Source organism: Streptomyces sp. NPDC050504 (assembly GCF_044458065.1).
In the GTDB taxonomy this organism is placed as follows: Bacteria; Actinomycetota; Actinomycetes; order Streptomycetales; family Streptomycetaceae; genus Streptomyces.
Map to the genome: position 1 here is coordinate 1,167,993 of NZ_JBITHO010000002.1, position 18,218 is coordinate 1,186,210.

Consider the following 18,218-nt stretch of genomic DNA (forward strand, 5'->3'; position numbering starts at 1 on the left):
CCTGGGGTCTCCTTCCCCATGCCAGAACCGAACCCTTGGGACCACCATGGCCATTGACGACCCCGTACAGGGGACGAGAAACCCCGGAGCGGCACCTTCAGAGCCGAAGGCCGCCCCCACCACCTGGAGCGCCCTGCGCCCCCTCTTCCTGCGCCTGCACTTCTACGCGGGCCTGCTCATCGCCCCGCTCCTGCTGATCGCCGCCGCCAGCGGGCTGCTCTACGCGCTCTCCTTCCAGGCGGAGAAGATCGTCTACAGCCACGAGCTGGAGGTCCCGGTCGGCGACCGGTCCGTCCCGCTCTCCGCCCAGGTCGCCGCCGCCAAGAAGGCCCACCCCGAGGGCAAGGTCACCGCCGTGTGGCCGTCGGCCGTGGACGGCGCCACCACCCGCGTCCTGATGACGACCCCCGAGGTCGAGGAGGGCAAGTCCCTCGCGGTGTTCGTCAACCCGTACACCGCCGAGGTCCGCGGCGAGCTGACCAGCTTCGGCAGCTCGGGCGCGCTCCCGCTGCGCACCTGGCTCGACGAGTTCCACCGCGACCTGCGCCTCGGCGACCTCGGCCGCAACTACAGCGAACTCGCCGCGAGCTGGCTCTGGGTGGTCGCGCTCGGCGGCCTGCTGCTGTGGATCGGCCGCAGGCGCACCGCCAAGCGCACCCTGCTGATCCCCGAGCGCGGCCCCAAGTCCCGCCGCCGCACCCTCTCCTGGCACGGCTCGGTCGGCCTGTGGGCGGTGACCGGGCTCGTCCTGCTGTCCGCGACCGGGCTCACCTGGTCCCGGTACGCGGGCGAGAACATCGGCAAGGTCCAGGACCAGCTGGGCGGCGCGACCCCGACGGTCTCCGCGACCCTGGGCGACGCCCCGGCGGGCGGCGGCGAGCACGCCGGGCACGGCGGCGGGGGCACGGGCACGGCGCAGGGCGGCATGGAGCACGACGGGCAGCGGATGCCCGGCATGGACGTCGGCATCGACGCCGCGCTGGACACCGCGCGCGCCGCCGGGATAGGCGAGAAGACCGGCCGGATCTCCATCGTCCTGCCGGGCGAGGGCCGCGGTTACGTGGTGAAGGAGACCGACACCCACTTCCCCGTCCACCTCGACTCGGTCGCCCTCGACCCGGTCAACGGCGGCATCATCGACGAACTCCGCTTCGACGACTATCCGGTGCTCGCCAAGCTGACCAGGTTCGGCATCGACGCGCACACCGGCGTCTTCCTCGGCCTCGTCAACCAGCTGGCCCTCGCGGCGCTCGCGCTCGCGCTGATCCTGCTCATCGTGTGGGGCTACCGCATGTGGTGGCTGCGCAGGCCGACCAAGGAGCGCGGGCTCGCCGTGGGACGGCCGGTGCCGCGCGGCGCGTGGCGCAAGGTGCCGGTGTACTGGCTGCTGCCGCTCGGCGCGCTGACCGCGCTGGTCGGCTGGTTCGTGCCGATGCTGGGGATCAGCCTGCTGGTGTTCCTGGCGGTCGACCTGACGCTCGGCGCGGTCGCGCGGCTGCGCGCGGGCCGGGAGACGGCCGCGTCCTAGCGGCGGTACGGGGGCGGGGCCCGGCGCCGTTCGCGGCGCCGGGCCCCACCTCCTCCCGGATCACGGCGCGTACTTGTACCCGACCCGCCGCACGGTCTGGATCGCGTGCCGGTACTCGGTGCCCAGCTTGCGGCGCAGCCGCGCCACGTGGACGTCGACGGTCCTGCCGTCGCCCACGTGCCCGTACCCCCAGACGGTGGTGACCAGTTGGTCGCGGGTGTGCACCCGCTGCGGGTGGGCGACGAGGTGCGCGAGGAGCTCGAACTCCAGGTACGTGAGGTCGAGCGTGCGCCCGTCCACGAAGGCCGTGCGCTGGGCGGAGTCGATGGTGACGGGTCCGGCGCCGGGCCCGGCGGCGGGCGTCCCCGCGGTCTCGTCGGGCGCGGCGGCGGGCGAGGTGCCCGCCACGACGTATCCGGCGGGCGCCGGGAAGGACGCGGTGTCGTGCACGGCCTGGACCGGCGGCTGCTGGTCGGCGGGGACCAGCACCAGGTAGCCGATCATGGGCGGGCGGCCGGGCAGCGTGGGCAGGGTGTGCGGGGGAGCGGGCAGCCAGGTCGTGCCCGGCGGGAGGAAGTCCGCGACGTCCACGACCTCGTCGCGGTCGACGGCACGGAGTCGGTGGCGGTTCTGGGGAACGGTGGCGGTACGGGCGTTAGCCATGAGAGGTCAGCTCTTTCGCGCGGAGACGAGAAGGACGTGGGTCGGACGTACTTCTTGCGCGCGGGCCGAAGACCGGGGTGAGCGGCTTTAGAGGGCCTGCGCGTTCATCGCGCGGCAACACACCCGGTCGAAGTCGTGGTGCTGACGGGAAGGCCAGAACGGCTCCAGGTCGTAACGACCTGTAGCGCGGGAGTTCTGGAAGCTTGACATGCCCCTATTGAAGCAGACGTCAGGAGCGCGGCAGTAGGGGCGTGTCACCGGTCGATACGGAACCTTGTCGACCAATGGCCGAAATCGATCGTTCACGGACCCGCTCACTGCCGCACCCCTCGGACGTTCCCCTCAGACCAGCCGCTTGCGCCAGTCCAGACCGGTCAGCTCGATCGCCCGGTCGGGCGAGCCGTCCCACTCCACGGTGAGCCCCGCCGCCCGCAGCGCGTGGGCCACCTCGTGCCCGACGGCCTCCGTCGTCTCATCGGACTCGTCGAACCCGCCGTAGTGGAGCGTCAGTTGCCCGCGGCCCACCGTCGCGTCGGACTGCGAGTGGAAGAACACGAAGCCCCGGGCGTCCGCCCGCTCCGCGCCGATCTCGGACAGGCCGCAGCCGCGGCAGCAGGCGAAGTCCTCCCTGGCCGTGATGTCCGCCGCGGCCAACTCGGCGAAGACCCGCGCGAGCCGCTCGGGGTCGGTCTCGCCCCGCCAGGCGGCCATCTCCGTGACCCGCTCCAGCCACAGCCGCTCGACGATCACCTGGGCCTGGTCGCGGGTGACCGGCCGCTCCTCGCCCGAGACCAGCCACTCCTCGGCGATCTCGGTCAGCTCGTCGAGGCCGTCGTACCCGTAGACGATCCGCTCGCGGACCCGCTCCTCGATCCGCCGCCGCACGTCGGGCTCGGGCTCAGGCGGCGGCGCGGGCACGTCGAACCCGGCCGACGCCCACTCGATGCCCGCGTCCCAGCCCTCCTCGCCGAGCGCCCAGCGCGTCATCGCCTCCGTGACCCGCTCCAGCTCCGCCACGTCGCACGTGTAGTGCCGGTCGGCCGCGCCGTCCCGGTGCTCCAACTGGTAGGCGTCGCCCCCGTCGTACCAGACCTGGACGTACACGTCGGGCAGCGCGGGCACCCGGTCGACCACCGCGAACCGGTCGTGCCTGTTCCCTATGCCGCCCACCAGCTCCGCGAACCGCTCCCGCGTCGGGCGCAGCACGATGTCGCCGGGCTCGGTCCTCACCTTGATGTCGAGTGCGTCGCTCATGGTGGGAACCCTGGCACACGCCACTGACAACACGGCCGGTCAGCGCGACCGGTCAGCGCGGCCGGACGCACGGCGGGACGCACGGCGGGCGCCCGCCGGAGAGGCGGACGCCCAACGAGCCGTGCGGGAGGACCGGTTCAGGCCTGGCCGGCCTTCTCGATCGCGGTGCAGCAGGTGTCGACGATCAGCCGCGTCACCACGTACGGGTCGACGTTGGCGTTGGGGCGGCGGTCCTCGATGTAGCCCTTCTTGTCCTGCTCGACCTGCCACGGGATGCGGACGGACGCGCCGCGGTCGGAGACGCCGTAGCTGTACTCGTTCCACGGGGCCGTCTCGTGCAGGCCCGTGAGGCGGTCGTCGATGCCCGCGCCGTAGTTCTTGACGTGGTCCATCGGCTTGGAGCCCTCGCCCAGCGACTCGCAGGCCGTGATGATCGCGTCGTAGCCCTCGCGCATCGCCCCGGTGGAGAAGTTGGTGTGCGCGCCCGCGCCGTTCCAGTCGCCCTTCACCGGCTTCGGGTCCAGCGTCGCCGAGACGTCGAACTCCTCGGCGGTGCGGTACAGCAGCCAGCGGGCCACCCACAGCTGGTCCGAGACCTCCAGCGGGGACAGCGGACCGACCTGGAACTCCCACTGCCCCGGCATGACCTCGGCGTTGATGCCGGAGATGCCGAGCCCGGCGGCGAGGCAGTGGTCCAGGTGCTTCTCGACGATCTCGCGGCCGAAGATCTCGTCGGCGCCGACGCCGCAGTAGTAACCGCCCTGCGCGGCGGGGAAGCCGCCGACGGGGAAGCCCAGCGGGCGGGCGCCGTCGAAGAAGGTGTACTCCTGCTCGATGCCGAAGATCGGCTCCTGGTCGGCGAACCGCTCGGCGACCGGGCGCAGCAGGGCCCGCGTGTTGGACGCGTGCGGCGTCATGTCGATGTCGTAGACCTCGCACAGGACGAGGACGTCACCGCCGCCCCTGATCGGGTCGGGGCAGGTGAACACCGGCTTCAGCACGCGGTCCGACGAGCGGCCCTCGGCCTGGTTGGTGCTGGACCCGTCGAAGCCCCAGATCGGCAGCTCGGCGGCGGACACGGACTCCGGCGAGCCGGGCATTATCTTCGTCTTCGAGCGGAGCTTGGCGGTCGGCTCGGTGCCGTCGATCCAGATGTACTCGGCCTTGTACGTCACGGAAGTCATCCTTTGCGGGTCCAGCGGGGGCGCGTCCAGGGGGATGGCCCGACCATCGCAAGTTCGGATTTCCCATCCGTTGCCCGAATGTGAACCCCGTGTTTCCTGGAATTCGAAGGTCCCGGCGCCATCAGAGGCTCCGATGCGTTCCCACGGTGGCTACCGGGCCCCCTTGGCGCGCCGACGCACCGCGTGCGTGTCCAGCATCGACCCGAACCCGGCGCGCTCCACGCGGCGCACCAGGTCCTCGTACGTGGTGCGCATCGCCCGGGCCGTGCGCTCCAGGTGCCAGTCGTTCTCCGACAGCCGGTCCAGCAGGTGCCCGCGCCTGGTCTGGGCGTCGGAGAGCCGGAACGTCTTCAGATAGGCGACGCGCCCCTTGTGGTCGGTGATCGTCTCGCCGATGTGCTGCTCCCGCCCGTCCCGCCGGAAGGGCGGCCGGAACCGCGACAGCGTGAAGGACCCCATCGCGTACACCCGCTCGAAGGCGTACGCGTCGGTGAGCAGCCCGCGCGCCAGCACGTCGTCGTGCGCCCGCGCCCAGGCCCGCTCCTGGGCCAGCGCCGCGCTCCGCAGGTCGGCGACGCTCCGCAGGTGCGGGCCGTCGGCGATGCGGGCCTCGAAGTCGGGGACGGGGCCGCCGAAGAAGGCGTGGTGGTGCACCGTCTCGCCGTACAGGTCCTGGATCAGCGAGGGGTGCAGGGCGCGGTAGTCGTCGGGGTGCGGCACGACGAAGGCCCCGGCGAGCGCGTCGGCCGCGTACAGCAGCACGCCGCACTGCCCCGGGTGGATCTCGAAGATCCGCAGCGCCTCGGCCAGGCCCCGCACCGAAGCGCCCAGGTAGGCGTCCTCGACGCGCGGCGAGAGCCCCTCGGACAGGGCCCGGCGCGACCACTCCTCCCACACCGTGGACGGGCCGCCGAAGTGCAGCGCGAGGTAGCCGTCGAGAGCGAGGTGCAGCGGCAGGAAGCGCAGCCGGTCGCCGAGCCGGCGCTTGGCCATCCGGTGGTGGCGGCGGACGGGCACCCGCGGCAGCTCCCGGGCCGTGCCGAGCCGCGTGCCGTAGGCGGCGGACTGCTCCGCGTCCTCGCCCCAGGACGCGACGAAGCCGTGCGGGACGTAGGAGACGTACTCGGTGCGCGGCCCGACCCGCACCGACGTGTACCCCTCCCCGTACGCCTCGCGCGCCAGCCGCAGTCCCGGCACCGGCTCGTCGCGCACCAGCGGCACCAGCCGGATGCCGCCCCACACCTGCGCGGGGCGCACGGCGAGGCCGGTCAGGTCGATCGCGCTCACCGCGCCGTCCCCCCGATCGTGCGCAGCACCCGGCGGTCCAGGTACGCGTACAGCTCGGCGAGCCCCGTCCGCCCCTCCGCGAACTGGGCGATCTCCACCAGCGCGGGCAGGTCCTCGCCGTCCCTGATGCCCGCGGTCGGCACGCTCGGCGCGAGCCGCCGCACGTCGAAGCCGTCCGCGTCGTACACCGGGTTGAGGTGCACCACGGCCGTCCGGCGCTCCCGGTCCAGCCGGGTGCGCCACACCCGCAGCACCTCGCCCGCCAGTCCGGGCGGCGCGTTGTCCCAGCCGTCCGAGACGATCACCAGCCGCTCCGGGGCGCCTTCGAGCGCGTCCACGATGCGCATCCCGAGCGGGGTCGGCCCCCAGGGCCGCACCAGCAGCGGGTCCTTGGCCCCCGACGTCCACAGCGGGGTGTACGCGGCCGAGAGCGCGGCCAGCAGGTGGTGGCAGGCCAGCGCCACCGCGAGCGGGCGGCGCCGCTTCTCGGCCGAGCCCGACGCGGAGTAGCTGTCGTCCAGGACGGCGGCGACCCGCCCCCACGTCCCGGCGTGCGGCCCGGCGGCCCGCAGCGCGGACGCCCGCAGTGCGCCCTCCAGCTCCGCGCGGCGCCGCACCCGCTCCTCGACGGGCAGCGAAAGCGCGTACAGCGCGAGCCTGGTCAGCGGCATCACGGTCAGGTCGGCGCCCCGCCCCTCCGCCGCCCGCTCCCGGGTGCGCAGCCGCTCCAGGCGGGTCATGCGCGGCGCGATGCGCTCCAGGAACGTCGCCCGGTCGATGCCGTGCTTGGCGGCGAAGCCCTCGGCGACGGTGAACGGCAGCTCGTACACGGCCGCCTGCTCGTAGTGCGCGCGGCGGTGGGCGTCCAGGAGCGCGTTCTCGTACCGGGTGCGGCGCCCCGGGCGGAACAGGAAGTCGCGGACCTCGGCGGGCACGTCCGCCGGGCGGTTGTGCCGCAGGGCGGTGCGCAGCCCGCCCCGGTACTTCACCGCGTCGTGCGCGAGGTCGGGCCGTCCGGCCAGCCAGTCGCGCACGATCACGCGCGTGCGCCGGTTGTTGACCTTGGCGGCGCGCAGCTCGCGGAAGAGCCGGTACACGCGCTGCGGCGGCAGCCGCGCCAGCCGGGCCGCGATGAGCCGCCCCTCGGTGCGCTTCTCCTCGTCGGTCGCGTCGGCGGCGAAGATCAGCAGCTCGCGCACGATCGTGGCGGCGTTGTGGTCGTTGATGTCCAGGGCGAGCGCGGCGGCGTACACCCTGCGGTAGTTGACCCGCACGTACTCGTGCAGGAAGGCCAGCGACAGCCGCTGCTCGTGCGCGCCCGAACGGAACTCGCGCTGTCCCGTGGCCGTGACCGAGGCGTTGACGAAGAGGAGCACGTCCTCGGCCTCGACGAGATCGGCGAAGGTCTCCGCCATGGTGGATCTCCCCGTTGGTTCCCCGGTTCCCCCGGTGGCATGCGGACGCCGGCCGGGGAAAGGGGGCGCGAACGGCGAAATCACTGCGTCAGAAGCAAGTCTCGGAAGTCGCGCCGGAGTCCCGCGGCCGGCCCGGAAAACGTAACACCGCCCCCGGCCCGCCCGTCGGGAATTTCCGGTACGCGCGGTCCCGCCACTCCGGTCCCCGCAGGCAGACTGGCCCCATGGACACCCCCGTCACCACCACACAGCGCATCGGGCTCCTCGGCACGGGCCCCTGGGCCGCCCGCACCCACGCCCCGGCGATCGCGGGCCTGCCGGGAGCCGTCTTCAGCGGCGTCTGGGGCCGCCGCCCCGAAGCGGCCGCCGAACTCGCCGCGGAGCACGGCACCGAGGCGTACGAGGACGTGGACGCGCTCTTCGCGGCGAGCGACGCGGTCGCCTTCGCGCTGCCGCCCGACGTCCAGGCCCCGCTCGCGGTGCGGGCGGCCCGCGCGGGCTGCCGCGTCCTGCTGGACAAGCCCGTGGCGACGGACGTGGCGGCGGCCGCCGAGGTCGCGGACGCGGTGGCGGCGGCGGGCGTCGCGTCGGTGGTCTTCTGCACGCTGCGCTTCTCGACGGAGACCGAGCGCTGGCTGGCCGAGCAGAGCGCCGTGGACGGCTGGTTCACCGCCGAGGCCCGCTGGCTGTCCCCGCTCTTCACGGAGGGGTCGAGCAGCCCGTACGCCGCCTCGCCCTGGCGCCGCGAGAAGGGCGCGCTGTGGGACGTGGGCCCGCACGTGCTGTCCGTACTGCTGCCGCTGCTCGGCGACGCGACCGGGGTGACGGCGGCCGCGGGCCCGAAGGACACGGTCCACCTCGTGCTGCGGCACGCGTCGGGCGCGTCCAGCACGGCCACGCTCGGCCTGAGCGCGCCCGCGAAGGCGGCGGGCGCACAGATCCACGTCCACGGCGAAGCGGGCACGTCGACGATGCCGCACTGGACCGACCCGCAGGCCGCCCTGCGCCGCGCGCTCACCGCCCTGCTGTCGGACGCCCCGCACCCCTGCGACGCGCGCTTCGGACTGCGGCTCACCCAGGTGCTGGCGGAGGCGGAGGGACTGCTGAAGTAGGAAATGGGGGAAGCGGGGGCGGGCCCACGCGAGGCGCGCCCCCCGGCCGGCCCCGGAGCGCATCCCGTGGGACGCGCACCCTGACGTAACGTTCGCGCGTGAACCTGCTGGAGATATCCGACCTGGTCATCGACCACGACCCGGTCACGCACGAGCGGCGGCCCGTCCCGCGCGAGGCGGTCGTCGCACGGCTCGCGGCGGCCGGGGACCGGCGCGGCGCGCGCATCGCGGCGACCCTGCCGTGCGCGCCCGACGGCACCCTCGACCCCGACGCCGTGGACCGCCGCCTGGTCGCCGTCCACACCGAACTCCAGCGGCTCAGCGAGGAACTGCGCACCGGCGACCGCATCACCGCACTGCTGCGCCCGCTGCTCGACGCGCTGCGCGCCGGTGGACACGGGCGGATCAGGATCGTCGACGTCGGCTGCGGCCTCGGCTACCTGGTGCGCTGGCTCGCCGCGTCCGGGGCGCTCGGCGCGACGGCTGCGGGCGCGACGGGTGCGGACGTCCCCGGTGCCGACGGGACCCGCGCCGACGGCGTCGAGCTGATCGGCATGGACTTCAACGCCGCGCTGGTCGCCGAGGCCGCGCGGCTGGCCCGCGCCGAGGACCTGCCGTGCCGCTTCGAGCGCGGCGACGCCTTCGCCATCGGCGGCGGGGACGCCGGGGGCGGAGCCGCCGCCACGGTGTACGTCTCCACCGGTGTGCTCCACCACTTCAGGGGCCCCGACCTGGACGCCTTCTTCGCGGCGCACTCCGCGCCGGGCACCGCCGCGTTCGTCCACTACGACATCGCGGTCACCCCGCTCGCCCCGATCGGCGCCCAGGTCTTCCACCGGGCCCGGATGCGCGACCCGCTCGGCCGCCACGACGGCATCGTCTCGGCGCGCCGCGCCCACGACGACGCGACGCTGCTGCGGGCCGCGCGGCACGCCGAAGGCCTCGTACCGCTGCTCTACGAACCGCGCCGGCTGAGCAACCCGTTCTGCACGACCCTGCGCCCCGTGATCGGCGTGCGCCCCGAACTGCGCGGCCCGCTGCGGGCCGCGCTCGGCCCCAGGCTCACCGGGACCGCCGGATGAACGCCGCCCTGCTCCTGTTCCTCGGCCTGGCCGACGCCGCGTTCGCGGGCTTCCGCGCGTCCGCCGGGCGCGACGGCCGCATCCGCAAGGCCCGCGCCAACGCGCTCGCCGCGCGCCGTGGCCTCGCGCTCGGCGTGCCCGCGCTGGCGCTCGCGGCGGCCGTCGCCTGCGCGGTGCTGCTCACCGGGACCGGCGTCGGCGGCGGGGCGGCGGCCGTGGCCGAGCGGTACGCCGCGCTCGACGCCGCCGCCGGGCGCATGCTCCGCGTCCACCTGCCGTACGCGGCCGTGGTCGCGGCCTCGCTCGCCGCGTACCTGTGGGGGCCGTTCCGGCTGAGCACGCTCGCCACGGTCGTCGGGCTCGGCCCGCTGACCCTGCTGCGCCCGCTGGTCGTCGCGGCGGGCGCGGCCGCCGCCGCGTGGGGCTCGCCCGCGGCCGCGGCCGTCGCGCTCGTCGCGTCGGCGGGGGTGCTGCTGGTCGAGCCGGTCGCGCACCGCCGCTGGTACCGGGCGCCCTTGTAGGGGCCGGGTGCCGGGCTCAGGACCGGCCGAGCGCGTCCCGTACCGCCTCGTCGGTCCGCGCCACCACGGCCGTGCCGTCGTCCGCCGTGATGATCGGCCGCTGGATCAGCTTCGGGTGCGCGGCGAGCGCGGCGACCCAGCGCCCGCGCGCCGCCTCGTCGCGCGGCCAGTCCTTGAGCCCGAGCTCCTTCGCGGCGGCCTCCTGGGTGCGGGTGACGTCCCACGGTTCGAGGCCGAGCCGCTCCAGCACCGCGCGGATCTCGTCCTCGGTCGGCACGTCCTCCAGGTAGCGCCTGACGGTGTAATCGGCGCCTTCGGCGTCGAGGATGGTGAGGGCGCCGCGGCACTTGGAACAGGCGGGGTTGATCCAGATCTCCATGCCGCCAAGGTACCGCCCGCACCGCGCGCCAAACCTCACGGACGTATTCGAAAGGGCGTTCAGAACGGGCGTCTGGTCAGGGGCGATTGTCAGTGGTGCCTCGTAAAATTGGGGGTAGTTCGTGAGGCTCTCAACTACGCGCCAGGAGGTCGCCGATGGCCGTTGCCGCAGTCCCGACGAGGTTCACCGTTCCGGTCCAGCTCTCGTTCTACGAGTCCCCGGAGAAGAAGCGCCTGCCGGCCGGGCAGCCGCGCGAGTGGTACGTCTCGCACAACCGGCGCCTGAAGGCGATGCGCCTGACGATCGCGCTGCTGGACGCGGGCGTGTACCACCCGGCGCAGGCCGACAACCGGACGATACGGGCCACGGCCGAGCGCATCGGGGTGCACCCGCCGTCCGACATCACCTGCCGGATGGTGCGCGCCCTGATCCGATACGGCCGCTGAGCCCCGGGAGCCGGGAGGGCGGGCCGCGGAGCGCGGCCCGCCCGTGTCCCGTGTCCCGTCCCCGCCCGAAGGGCCGTGCCGCACGCGCCGTGCCTCACGCCCAGGCGGCCACGTCCACCGCGTCGCCCACGGCGATCACGCCGTGCCGCAGGACCGCGTTCTTCGCCCCGAAGCTGACCTTGTTGTCGAACTCCGGCTCGCGCCGGTACGTCGCCAGGGTGCGCAGCGGCTCGGGGCCCCCGCGCCTGCCGGTCGACTGGTCGACGAGCGTGACGTTGCACCGCATGGCGCGCGTGGAGTAGCCGAACTCCGCGCCGCCGACGCGCATCCGCCGGATCCGGTCCTCGACGTGCGGGTCGGTGTCCGGCGCGGCGCCGTCGCCCGCGAGCACCACGTTGGGCCGGAAGCGCGCCATGGGCACGGCGTCCGCGCCCGCCTCCGCGATGCGCCGGTTCAGCTCGGCCAGCGAGGCGAGCGAGGTCACCAGCACGGAGTGCGCGTCGGCGAAGACGATCTTGCCCGGGTGCTCGCCCCAGCCGTCGCGGTCGAAGTCGGCGCCCGCCCGCACCAGTCGCGACTTCGCGCCGAGGACGTCGGAGAACCAGTCGGCGACGGCGTCGCCCTGGTCCACCGCCTCGCCGACCGGCTTGCCGAACAGGGTCACGGGCAGCCGCTCGCCCTCCGGGTCGACCTCGACGCGCAGGTCGTCCGTGCCGGGCGCCTCCAACGTCAGTACGGCCCCGGAATCCTCGATCCGGGGCCGTACCACCGCGAGAGCGGGCTGCTTCCGCTGGCTGCGGAACGTGCCGTCGACGGCGTCGACGACCATGAACGTGCGGTCGTGTTCGAGGCCGGTCCCGCCGACCCGGGCGGACTCGACGGCGGTTCCGGCGCAGCCCTTGACCGGGTAGTAGTTCAGCGCGTGCACAGTGATCCCCATGGCGGGGATCGTAGTCGGCCTACCGGAAGCCGCCCCCGCCACCGCCGCCCCCGTGCGGGTGCTCGCGGCGGAACCGCTTCTCGTAGCGCGCGTTGCGGATGCGACGCTCGCGGTACTGCTGGTACTCCGGGTCCCGGGTGAGCGCGCCCCGGCCCGAACTGATGACGATGTAGAGGAGGACCCCGGCTGCCACCCACAGCAGGGGGTTGCTGAACCCCATCACGAACAGCACGACGATGAGGACGAGGACGAACGGAAGCATCACCAACCTCCTAGGCACCACGGCGGCCTGGGGGACCCCGCCCGTCGCGGCGCTATGAGTCGAACGCGTGCGCGCCGCGGAGGACGCGTCCCCGAACGGCGCGGTCCTCCTGGACCGCGGCGCGCACGTCGGTCGGTCGGACGGCCGGAGTCCGTGGCAAGTGCCCTGTCGGCACGGGGACTTGAGGAGCTTCGTCCGGGAGCGGAGGGCGCTGCCGGGGCTGGGGCCGTTGTACACAGCGTAGCCCCGGCCCCTGCGGCAGCCCAGTGATTTGCCGCTACCCGCCCGAACCGGTGCCTTCCTCCGCTACCCTCCGTCGCCCCCGGCGGCCCCACCGCATCCGCGCCCACGGCAGCGCGAGCTCCCCGGTGTCCGTCACCTCGCGCGGCGCCAACTCCGATACGGGCCGCGCCCGTTCGTGCCGCGCGAACACCGATTCCACGTAGCGGTGCCCGGTGTCGGGCGCGACGAACAGCACGGTCCGCCCGCCGGCGGGCGGGGCGCCAGGACCGCCGCGGGCCGCCCCCCGCTCCCGCCGCGCGGCGTCCCGCTCCCAGCGCGCCGCGAGGTACCCCGCGCCCGTCGAGAGCCCCGCGAACACCGCGTGCCGCCGCAGCAGGTCGACGCTGCCCGCGAGCGCGGCCTCGTAGGAGACCCAGTGCACCGTGTCGTACGAGGAGTGCGCGACGTTCCCGAACGGGATGGAGCTGCCGATCCCGGCGATGACGATCTCCGGGTCCGCCACGTGCTCGCTGCCGAACGTCACGCTCCCGAAGGGCTGCACGCCCACCAGCTCCACGTCCGTGCCCGCCTCCCGCAGGTACCGGGCGAGCGCCCCGGTCGAGGCCCCCGACCCGACCCCGCCGACCAGAGTCAGCGCACCGCGGCCGTCCCCGCGGCCGTCGCGCCCGACGACCTCCGCGCGGATCCGGTCCGCGACCGCCCGGTACCCCAGGTAGTGGACGTCGTCGTGGTACTGCCGCATCCAGTGGACGTCCGGCCGCTCCCGCAGGATCTCCGCGACCCGCGCGACCCGCCGCTTCTGGTCGAGCTTCAGGTCGCTGCTCGGCTCGACGCGCTCCACCGTCGCGCCCAGCACCGCGAGTTGGGTGCGCAGCGCCCGGTCGACGGTCGTCGAGCCGACGATGTGGCAGCGCATCCCGTAGCGGTGGCAGGCCAGCGCCAGCGCGTACGCGTAGATGCCGCTGGAGCTGTCCAGCAGCGTGTCCCCGCGCCGCACCGCGCCCGTGTCCAGCAGGTGGCGCACGGCGGCCAGCGCCGACACGACCTTCATCGTCTCAAAGCGCAGGCAGACGAGCCCGTCCTCCAGCCGCACCAGATCGGGCCTGCCGACCGCGTCCGCTATGTGCCCGTCCATGCCGCTCCCACTCCTCGGGGGCCCCGTGGCCCCTGCCGCCGTCGTCCGTGCGGAAGATCCGGGTGACCGGGATGCCCAGCCCCGCGAGGGCCCGCAGGCACCCCCGCACCCGTCGTTCGGGCCCGCCGTCTGCCGCCGGGTCGAAGAGCAGCCCCGCGACGCTGCCGCTGTGCGCGATCTGCACGCCCACCGCCCCGGTTCGCCCCGCGACCTCCACCAGCTCATCGAACTCCGCGTGCCGCAGCCGCCGTTGGCCGAGCCGCGCGCTGCCCGTCGCGACCCGCCCCAGCAGCCCCGCGTCGCCCTCGCGGACGGCGCGCCGCAGCAGCGCGAGGAGGTCCGCGTAGGCGCGCACGTCCTCCTCGCCGTACGCCTCCGGGTCGGCCCCGGCCAGCGCCAGCGTGTCCACCGGGCGCCCGCCGCCGAGCGCGCACCCCACGACGACCGCGCCGGGCAGCGCGTCGCCGAGCACGTCGAGCACCCGCCCCTCGCGCTGGGCGAAGAGCGCGGGCCGCCCGTCGCCGAGCATCAGCGGATCGCACGCGGTCTCGGCGCGCACCGCGATCCGCGCCACGGTCCCGGCCGGCAGCGCCACCCCGAAGGCGGCGGCCACCGCCCGGATCGCGGCGACGACGTCACTGCTCGACGAGCCCATCCCGAGGCCCACCGGAACCGTCGACTCCAGCGTCAACTCGCCCCCGTCGCACAGCACGCGGCGGCCGTGGCAGCACTCGCCGACCGCCATCCCGGCCGCCCGCAGCGCCTTGGTCCGGTCGGCGGGCACCACCGAGACGCCGGGACCCGGACGGCGGACGAAACGCGCCCGGGTGCCGAGCCCGCGCAGCGGCAGCGTCACCAGCCCCGCGCACCGCCGCCCCTCGGCGTCGAGGAAGACGCCCTGGAGGAGCTCCCCGTGGTGGGCGTCGGCGACACCGACCCCCGTACCGCCGTTCACGAGCGCCCCGCCGCGCGGTACCGGTACAGCACCGTCTCGTCCGCGCTGAACTGCGAGAACGGGAAGGGCTCGGCCGAGACCGCCGTCACCCCGGCACCCAGGAACGCCCGCGCCACGGCGCTGCCCGACTGCGCGTACACCACCAGCGGCACCCCGCGCTCCCGGCAGCGCCGCACGATCCGGTCGAACGAGCCGTTGCTCAGCGTCATCCCGGTCGCGACCACCGCGTCGGCGGCGTCCAGCACCTCCTCCATGTCCCGGGTCACCGGGTCGCCCCACTGCGTGGCGCGCAGGTTGAAGTCGCACGGCAGCGGTACGCCGCCGCGCTCGCGGATCGCCGCGACCAGCGGGTTCACCACGCCGATCAGCGCGACGCGGGCCCCGGGCCGCACGTCGAGCAGCCCGGCGATCGCGGTGTCCCTGGCGACGGCCCGCACCTCGGGCGGCCCGACGGGCAGCGGCACGGCCTCGACGCGCCACGCGGCGCCCGAGCCCGAGCCCGCGTCCGCTTCCGTGCCCGCCTCCCTGTGCGGCCTCACGGTCGCCAAGTACGCGTCGAGCGCGGCGATCCGCAGCGCGCGCGGCACGTCGGGGCGCAGCAGCGCGTCCAGCGCGCTGCCCGACGCGTCGCGGCACACGTCGGGGCCGACCTCGCCGGCCTCGAACGCGCACGCGCCGAAGGCCCCGCCGACCCGCACCAGCGCGTACTGGTTGAGGTAGGTGACGTGCCCGCCCGAGAGCCGGGTGCCGTGGTGCAGCCAGAAGACGCTGGTCGCGGTCAACTCACCGGGCAGCGGCCCGTGTTCACCCCTGCGTACGGCATCGATCAGCTCCTCGACGCAGTCGGTGGCAGTGGTCGGTTCCATGCGGACTCCTCGTTCTTCTCGTTCTTCTGGTTCTTCTGGTTCTTGTGGTTCTTCTCGTCCACGGTCGAGCGGTACGTCACCGCCGGATTGCCGAGCCCGTCGCGCCCCAGCCGCGCGTCGACCCCGAAGACCTCGGCGAGCCGCGCGGGCGTCAGCACCTCGTCGGGCGGCCCGTCCGCGACCAGGCGCCCCTGGTCCATCAGCAGCAGCCGGTCGCAGTAGCGCGCGGCGAGCGACAGGTCGTGCAGCGCCACGAGCACGGTCTGCGGGGTGCCCGCGAGCAGTTCCATCAGCGCCAACTGGTGCTTGATGTCGAGGTGGTTGGTGGGCTCGTCGAGCAGGATCAGGTACGGCTGCTGCGCCAGCGCCCGCGCGAGGTGGACGCGCTGCCGCTCCCCGCCGGACAGTGCCCGCCACGGCCGCTCCCCGAGCCCGCCGAGCCCGACGCGCTCCAGCGCGGCCGCCACCACGGCCAGGTCCCCGGCGCCCTCGCCGCGCCACCGCCCACGGAACGGCGTCCGGCCCAGGCCCACCACGTCCGCGACCCGCAGCTCGCTCGCCGCTTCGGCGGACTGCTCCACGAACGCGGCGCGCAGCGCGACGCGGCGCGCGCTCCAGCCCGCGATCGGCTCCCCGTCGTACCGCACGCTCCCCGCCGAAGGCGCCCTCACCCCTGCGAGGCAGCGCAGCAGCGAGGACTTCCCCGAGCCGTTGGGCCCGATCAGCCCGACCGTGGAGCCGGCCGCCGCCTCGAAGGAGACCGCGCGCACCACGTCCTCGCCGCCCGCCGACCAGCTCACCCCGTCGGCCCCGATCCGCATCACAGCTCGCCCCGCCGACGCAGCACGAACAGGAAGAGCGGCACGCCGGCGAGCGCGGTGAACACCCCGACCGGCACCTCCTGCGGGGCGAACGCGACCCGCGCCAGCGCGTCGGTCCACACCAGGAACACCGCGCCCGCCACCGCCGAGAACGGCAGCAGCACGCGGTGCCTGGGCCCGACCAGGAACCGGGCGCAGTGCGGCACGATCAGCCCCACGAACCCGATCGCCCCGACCGCCGCCACGGCCACCGCCGTCATCAGCGAGGCCACCACGAGCAGCACCGTCCTGGTGCGCCGCACGTCGACGCCGAGCGAGGCGGCGGTGTCGGCGCCGAACGAGAAACCGTCCAGCGCCCCCGCGTACGGCCACACCAGCGCGAGCCCGAGCAGCGTCACGACCGCGCAGATCGCGACGGCGTCCCAGCGCGCCGCCGCCATCGAGCCCAGCAGCCACTGGGTCACGGCCCTGATGAGATCGGCGTCCCCCGAGGCCATCAGGACCAGCGAGGTCAGCGCGGTGAACAGCTGCGCCACCACGACACCGGTCAGCACGACCCGCACCGAGTCGAGCCCGCCGCGCCGCAGCAGCAGCATCAGCAGTCCGAACGACAGCAGCGCCCCGGCGAACGCCCCGCCGCTCACGCCCACCGTCCCCGCGCCGTACCCGAGCACCACCACGGCGACGGCCCCGGTGGACGCCCCGGACGAGACGCCCAGCAGGTAGGGGTCGGCGAGCGCGTTGCGGGTGACCGCCTGGAGCACGGCCCCGCACACCGCGAGCGAGGCGCCGACGAGCGCGGCGAGCAGCACGCGGGGGACCCGCAGGTCCCAGACCAGCGAGTCGAGCAGGGGAGCCAACGGCCTTGTGCCCAGGCCCAGACGGGCGCCGAAGGTGCGGGCGAGGTCGGCGTACCCGACGTCGGTCGTCCCGATGCGCACGCAGAGCGCGACCGAGAGCAGCAGCGCGGCGCAGGCGGCGGCGAGGAGCGCGGTGCGGGAGAGCGCGGAAGGGCCGCGGAGCGCGGGGGAGCGGTGCTCGACGAGGACGCCGCGTGCGGTGGGCAGCAGGAGGTCGTGTCCGGTCCCGGAACTACCGCCGGCCATGGCCGAGTTCCCGCATTCCGGCGGTGAGGCGCGGCAGCGCGTCCACGGTCCGCACCGAGGGGTCCATCTCCGTGCCGGGTATCGTCACGAACCGGTTTTCGCGTACGGCGTCCAGCTTCGAGACCACCGGGTTGCCGCGCATCGCGGCGAGCTTGTCCGCCGCGCTGTCCCCGGGCTTGCCGCGCTCGGAGAGGTCGCCGACCACGATGAAGTCCGGGTTCCTCTTGGCGACTTCCTCCCAGGTCACGGCGGGCCAGTCCTCGTCCAGGTCGTCGAAGGCGTTCTTCGCGCCGACGATCCGGCTCAGCTCGCTGGGCATGGAGGTGCCGCCCGCGACGTAGGGGGCGTCGCCGTACACCGAGTAGACCCACACCACGCGCGGCGCGCCCGTCACTCCGGCCGCCGCCTTCTTCGCGGCGGCGAGCGTCGCCCGCTGCTCGCGCACCAGCCGGGCGGCCCGGTCCTCGACCCCGAACGCCCGGCCGAGCGCGGTGTAGTCCGCCATCAGCAGGTCGAAGGGCGAGCTGCCGGGCGCGTTCCGCTTCGGGCAGTCGACCGCGCTGACGAAGCTGGGCAGCCCGAGCCCGGCGAGTTCGGCGCGGGTGCCGACGCGGTCCTTGGTGAAGTGGTCGGTGAACCCGGCGACGACGAAGTCGGGGTTCGCGGCGCGCAGTTGCTCGCCGCCGAGCAGCTTCGGGCTGAGGACGGGGACCTTCCCGTACGCCTTCCGGTACTCCGGGGCGATCTTCGTCTTGAGGTTGGAGGTGCCGGCCATCCGGTCCTGGAGGCCGAGTTCCAGCAGGACTTCGGTGGCGGACTGGTCGAGGGTGACGGCGCGTTCGGGCGGTGTGCGGAAGGTGAGGTTCTGTCCGCAACTGCGTACGGTGGCGCCGCCCTTCCCGGCGGCTTCCGTACCTCCGCCGCCTCCCGGGGCTCCGGAACAGCTGACGGCGGCGAGGGCGAGCACGAGCGCGACGGCGCCCGTGCGGGCGGTTCGGGGCATGGGAGTTCTCCGGTCC

20 protein-coding genes are annotated in these 18,218 nt (G+C 74.5%); 5 read left to right on the top strand and 15 right to left on the bottom strand.

Annotation, left to right across the window (positions count from 1 at the left end):
- The first annotated feature begins 46 nt into the window (after nt 1-46).
- Nucleotides 47-1,528, top strand: a complete 1,482-nt coding sequence (locus ACIBNE_RS11170; RefSeq protein ID WP_399271197.1) for a PepSY-associated TM helix domain-containing protein — start codon at nt 47-49, stop codon at nt 1,526-1,528.
- A 60-nt stretch (nt 1,529-1,588) separates the two neighbouring features.
- On the opposite strand, the gene ACIBNE_RS11175 is transcribed toward ACIBNE_RS11170, so the two are convergent.
- The 6 genes from ACIBNE_RS11175 to ACIBNE_RS11200 all read right to left on the bottom strand — a co-directional run bounded on the left by ACIBNE_RS11175 (nt 1,589) and on the right by ACIBNE_RS11200 (nt 7,331).
- Nucleotides 1,589-2,191 carry a winged helix-turn-helix domain-containing protein gene (locus ACIBNE_RS11175; protein WP_399271198.1) on the bottom strand — a complete coding sequence of 201 codons (603 nt, stop codon included), beginning with the start codon at nt 2,189-2,191 and terminating at the stop codon, nt 1,589-1,591.
- Nucleotides 2,192-2,278: 87 nt separating this feature from the next.
- The gene (locus ACIBNE_RS11180) at nt 2,279-2,401 is read right to left on the bottom strand and encodes a hypothetical protein (RefSeq protein WP_399271199.1); all 123 of its coding nucleotides are present in this window, start codon (nt 2,399-2,401) and stop codon (nt 2,279-2,281) included.
- 132 nt (nt 2,402-2,533) lie between these two features.
- Entirely contained in the window at nt 2,534-3,445 is a 912-nt protein-coding gene (locus tag ACIBNE_RS11185; RefSeq protein ID WP_399271200.1) for a DUF6891 domain-containing protein, read from the bottom strand.
- 137 nt (nt 3,446-3,582) lie between these two features.
- The gene (gene glnII, locus ACIBNE_RS11190; RefSeq protein WP_399271201.1) at nt 3,583-4,620 is read right to left on the bottom strand and encodes a glutamine synthetase; all 1,038 of its coding nucleotides are present in this window, start codon (nt 4,618-4,620) and stop codon (nt 3,583-3,585) included.
- 159 nt (nt 4,621-4,779) lie between these two features.
- Entirely contained in the window at nt 4,780-5,916 is a 1,137-nt protein-coding gene (locus tag ACIBNE_RS11195) for an ARPP-2 domain-containing protein (protein ID WP_399271202.1), read from the bottom strand.
- Complete coding sequence (locus ACIBNE_RS11200; protein WP_399271203.1) at nt 5,913-7,331, bottom strand: hypothetical protein; 1,419 nt, start codon at nt 7,329-7,331, stop codon at nt 5,913-5,915. Before ACIBNE_RS11200 ends, ACIBNE_RS11195 begins: the two co-directional genes overlap by 4 nt.
- 224 nt (nt 7,332-7,555) lie before the next feature.
- On the opposite strand from ACIBNE_RS11200, the gene ACIBNE_RS11205 reads away from it, so the two are divergent.
- The 3 genes from ACIBNE_RS11205 (at nt 7,556) to ACIBNE_RS11215 (ending at nt 10,046) form a co-directional block, all read left to right on the top strand.
- Nucleotides 7,556-8,443 carry a Gfo/Idh/MocA family protein gene (locus tag ACIBNE_RS11205; protein WP_399271204.1) on the top strand — a complete coding sequence of 296 codons (888 nt, stop codon included), beginning with the start codon at nt 7,556-7,558 and terminating at the stop codon, nt 8,441-8,443.
- A 98-nt stretch (nt 8,444-8,541) separates the two neighbouring features.
- The gene (locus tag ACIBNE_RS11210; RefSeq protein WP_399271205.1) at nt 8,542-9,525 is read left to right on the top strand and encodes a class I SAM-dependent methyltransferase; all 984 of its coding nucleotides are present in this window, start codon (nt 8,542-8,544) and stop codon (nt 9,523-9,525) included.
- Nucleotides 9,522-10,046: a hypothetical protein gene (locus tag ACIBNE_RS11215; protein ID WP_399271206.1), complete on the top strand. Its 525-nt coding sequence runs from the start codon at nt 9,522-9,524 to the stop codon at nt 10,044-10,046. Before ACIBNE_RS11210 ends, ACIBNE_RS11215 begins: the two co-directional genes overlap by 4 nt.
- A 16-nt stretch (nt 10,047-10,062) precedes the next feature.
- Here the strand turns inward: ACIBNE_RS11215 and ACIBNE_RS11220 are convergent, their stop codons facing one another.
- Nucleotides 10,063-10,425 carry an arsenate reductase family protein gene (locus tag ACIBNE_RS11220; RefSeq protein WP_399271207.1) on the bottom strand — a complete coding sequence of 121 codons (363 nt, stop codon included), beginning with the start codon at nt 10,423-10,425 and terminating at the stop codon, nt 10,063-10,065.
- A gap of 155 nt (nt 10,426-10,580) precedes the next feature.
- Here ACIBNE_RS11220 and ACIBNE_RS11225 point away from each other — a divergent pair, with 155 nt between their 5' ends.
- The gene (locus ACIBNE_RS11225) at nt 10,581-10,871 is read left to right on the top strand and encodes a hypothetical protein (protein WP_399271208.1); all 291 of its coding nucleotides are present in this window, start codon (nt 10,581-10,583) and stop codon (nt 10,869-10,871) included.
- A 94-nt stretch (nt 10,872-10,965) separates the two neighbouring features.
- Here ACIBNE_RS11225 and ACIBNE_RS11230 read toward each other — a convergent pair whose 3' ends face one another.
- The 8 genes from ACIBNE_RS11230 to ACIBNE_RS11265 all read right to left on the bottom strand — a co-directional run bounded on the left by ACIBNE_RS11230 (nt 10,966) and on the right by ACIBNE_RS11265 (nt 18,202).
- The gene (locus ACIBNE_RS11230; RefSeq protein ID WP_399271209.1) at nt 10,966-11,811 is read right to left on the bottom strand and encodes an MOSC domain-containing protein; all 846 of its coding nucleotides are present in this window, start codon (nt 11,809-11,811) and stop codon (nt 10,966-10,968) included.
- A 19-nt stretch (nt 11,812-11,830) separates the two neighbouring features.
- On the bottom strand, nt 11,831-12,073 hold the full coding sequence (locus tag ACIBNE_RS11235) for a hypothetical protein (RefSeq protein ID WP_399271210.1): 243 nt from the start codon (nt 12,071-12,073) through the stop codon (nt 11,831-11,833).
- 277 nt (nt 12,074-12,350) lie between these two features.
- Nucleotides 12,351-13,451 carry a pyridoxal-phosphate dependent enzyme gene (locus ACIBNE_RS11240; RefSeq protein ID WP_399271211.1) on the bottom strand — a complete coding sequence of 367 codons (1,101 nt, stop codon included), beginning with the start codon at nt 13,449-13,451 and terminating at the stop codon, nt 12,351-12,353.
- Nucleotides 13,372-14,406 carry a GHMP kinase gene (locus tag ACIBNE_RS11245; protein ID WP_399271212.1) on the bottom strand — a complete coding sequence of 345 codons (1,035 nt, stop codon included), beginning with the start codon at nt 14,404-14,406 and terminating at the stop codon, nt 13,372-13,374. Before ACIBNE_RS11245 ends, ACIBNE_RS11240 begins: the two co-directional genes overlap by 80 nt.
- Nucleotides 14,403-15,272 (bottom strand): Rossmann-like domain-containing protein, encoded by an 870-nt coding sequence (locus tag ACIBNE_RS11250; RefSeq protein ID WP_399271213.1) that lies wholly within the window; start codon nt 15,270-15,272, stop codon nt 14,403-14,405. The genes ACIBNE_RS11245 and ACIBNE_RS11250 overlap by 4 nt, the downstream gene beginning before the upstream one ends.
- The gene (locus ACIBNE_RS11255; RefSeq protein ID WP_399271214.1) at nt 15,233-16,093 is read right to left on the bottom strand and encodes an ABC transporter ATP-binding protein; all 861 of its coding nucleotides are present in this window, start codon (nt 16,091-16,093) and stop codon (nt 15,233-15,235) included. The genes ACIBNE_RS11250 and ACIBNE_RS11255 overlap by 40 nt, the downstream gene beginning before the upstream one ends.
- Entirely contained in the window at nt 16,093-17,199 is a 1,107-nt protein-coding gene (locus tag ACIBNE_RS11260; protein WP_399271215.1) for a FecCD family ABC transporter permease, read from the bottom strand. The genes ACIBNE_RS11255 and ACIBNE_RS11260 overlap by 1 nt, the downstream gene beginning before the upstream one ends.
- Nucleotides 17,186-18,202, bottom strand: a complete 1,017-nt coding sequence (locus tag ACIBNE_RS11265) for an ABC transporter substrate-binding protein (RefSeq protein WP_399271216.1) — start codon at nt 18,200-18,202, stop codon at nt 17,186-17,188. Before ACIBNE_RS11265 ends, ACIBNE_RS11260 begins: the two co-directional genes overlap by 14 nt.
- Nucleotides 18,203-18,218 lie beyond the last annotated feature (16 nt).

Coding starts and splice junctions, on each gene's coding strand:
- ACIBNE_RS11180 (WP_399271199.1), bottom strand. CDS start 2,401: ATGTCAAGCTTCCAGAACTCCCGCGCTACAGGTCGTTACGACCTGGAG.
- ACIBNE_RS11250 (WP_399271213.1), bottom strand. CDS start 15,272: ATGGAACCGACCACTGCCACCGACTGCGTCGAGGAGCTGATCGATGCC.
- ACIBNE_RS11170 (WP_399271197.1), top strand. CDS start 47: ATGGCCATTGACGACCCCGTACAGGGGACGAGAAACCCCGGAGCGGCA.
- ACIBNE_RS11200 (WP_399271203.1), bottom strand. CDS start 7,331: ATGGCGGAGACCTTCGCCGATCTCGTCGAGGCCGAGGACGTGCTCCTC.
- ACIBNE_RS11205 (WP_399271204.1), top strand. CDS start 7,556: ATGGACACCCCCGTCACCACCACACAGCGCATCGGGCTCCTCGGCACG.
- ACIBNE_RS11240 (WP_399271211.1), bottom strand. CDS start 13,451: ATGGACGGGCACATAGCGGACGCGGTCGGCAGGCCCGATCTGGTGCGG.
- ACIBNE_RS11215 (WP_399271206.1), top strand. CDS start 9,522: ATGAACGCCGCCCTGCTCCTGTTCCTCGGCCTGGCCGACGCCGCGTTC.
- ACIBNE_RS11265 (WP_399271216.1), bottom strand. CDS start 18,202: ATGCCCCGAACCGCCCGCACGGGCGCCGTCGCGCTCGTGCTCGCCCTC.
- ACIBNE_RS11235 (WP_399271210.1), bottom strand. CDS start 12,073: ATGCTTCCGTTCGTCCTCGTCCTCATCGTCGTGCTGTTCGTGATGGGG.
- ACIBNE_RS11225 (WP_399271208.1), top strand. CDS start 10,581: ATGGCCGTTGCCGCAGTCCCGACGAGGTTCACCGTTCCGGTCCAGCTC.
- ACIBNE_RS11185 (WP_399271200.1), bottom strand. CDS start 3,445: ATGAGCGACGCACTCGACATCAAGGTGAGGACCGAGCCCGGCGACATC.
- ACIBNE_RS11260 (WP_399271215.1), bottom strand. CDS start 17,199: ATGGCCGGCGGTAGTTCCGGGACCGGACACGACCTCCTGCTGCCCACC.
- ACIBNE_RS11255 (WP_399271214.1), bottom strand. CDS start 16,093: ATGCGGATCGGGGCCGACGGGGTGAGCTGGTCGGCGGGCGGCGAGGAC.
- ACIBNE_RS11230 (WP_399271209.1), bottom strand. CDS start 11,811: ATGGGGATCACTGTGCACGCGCTGAACTACTACCCGGTCAAGGGCTGC.
- ACIBNE_RS11175 (WP_399271198.1), bottom strand. CDS start 2,191: ATGGCTAACGCCCGTACCGCCACCGTTCCCCAGAACCGCCACCGACTC.
- ACIBNE_RS11220 (WP_399271207.1), bottom strand. CDS start 10,425: ATGGAGATCTGGATCAACCCCGCCTGTTCCAAGTGCCGCGGCGCCCTC.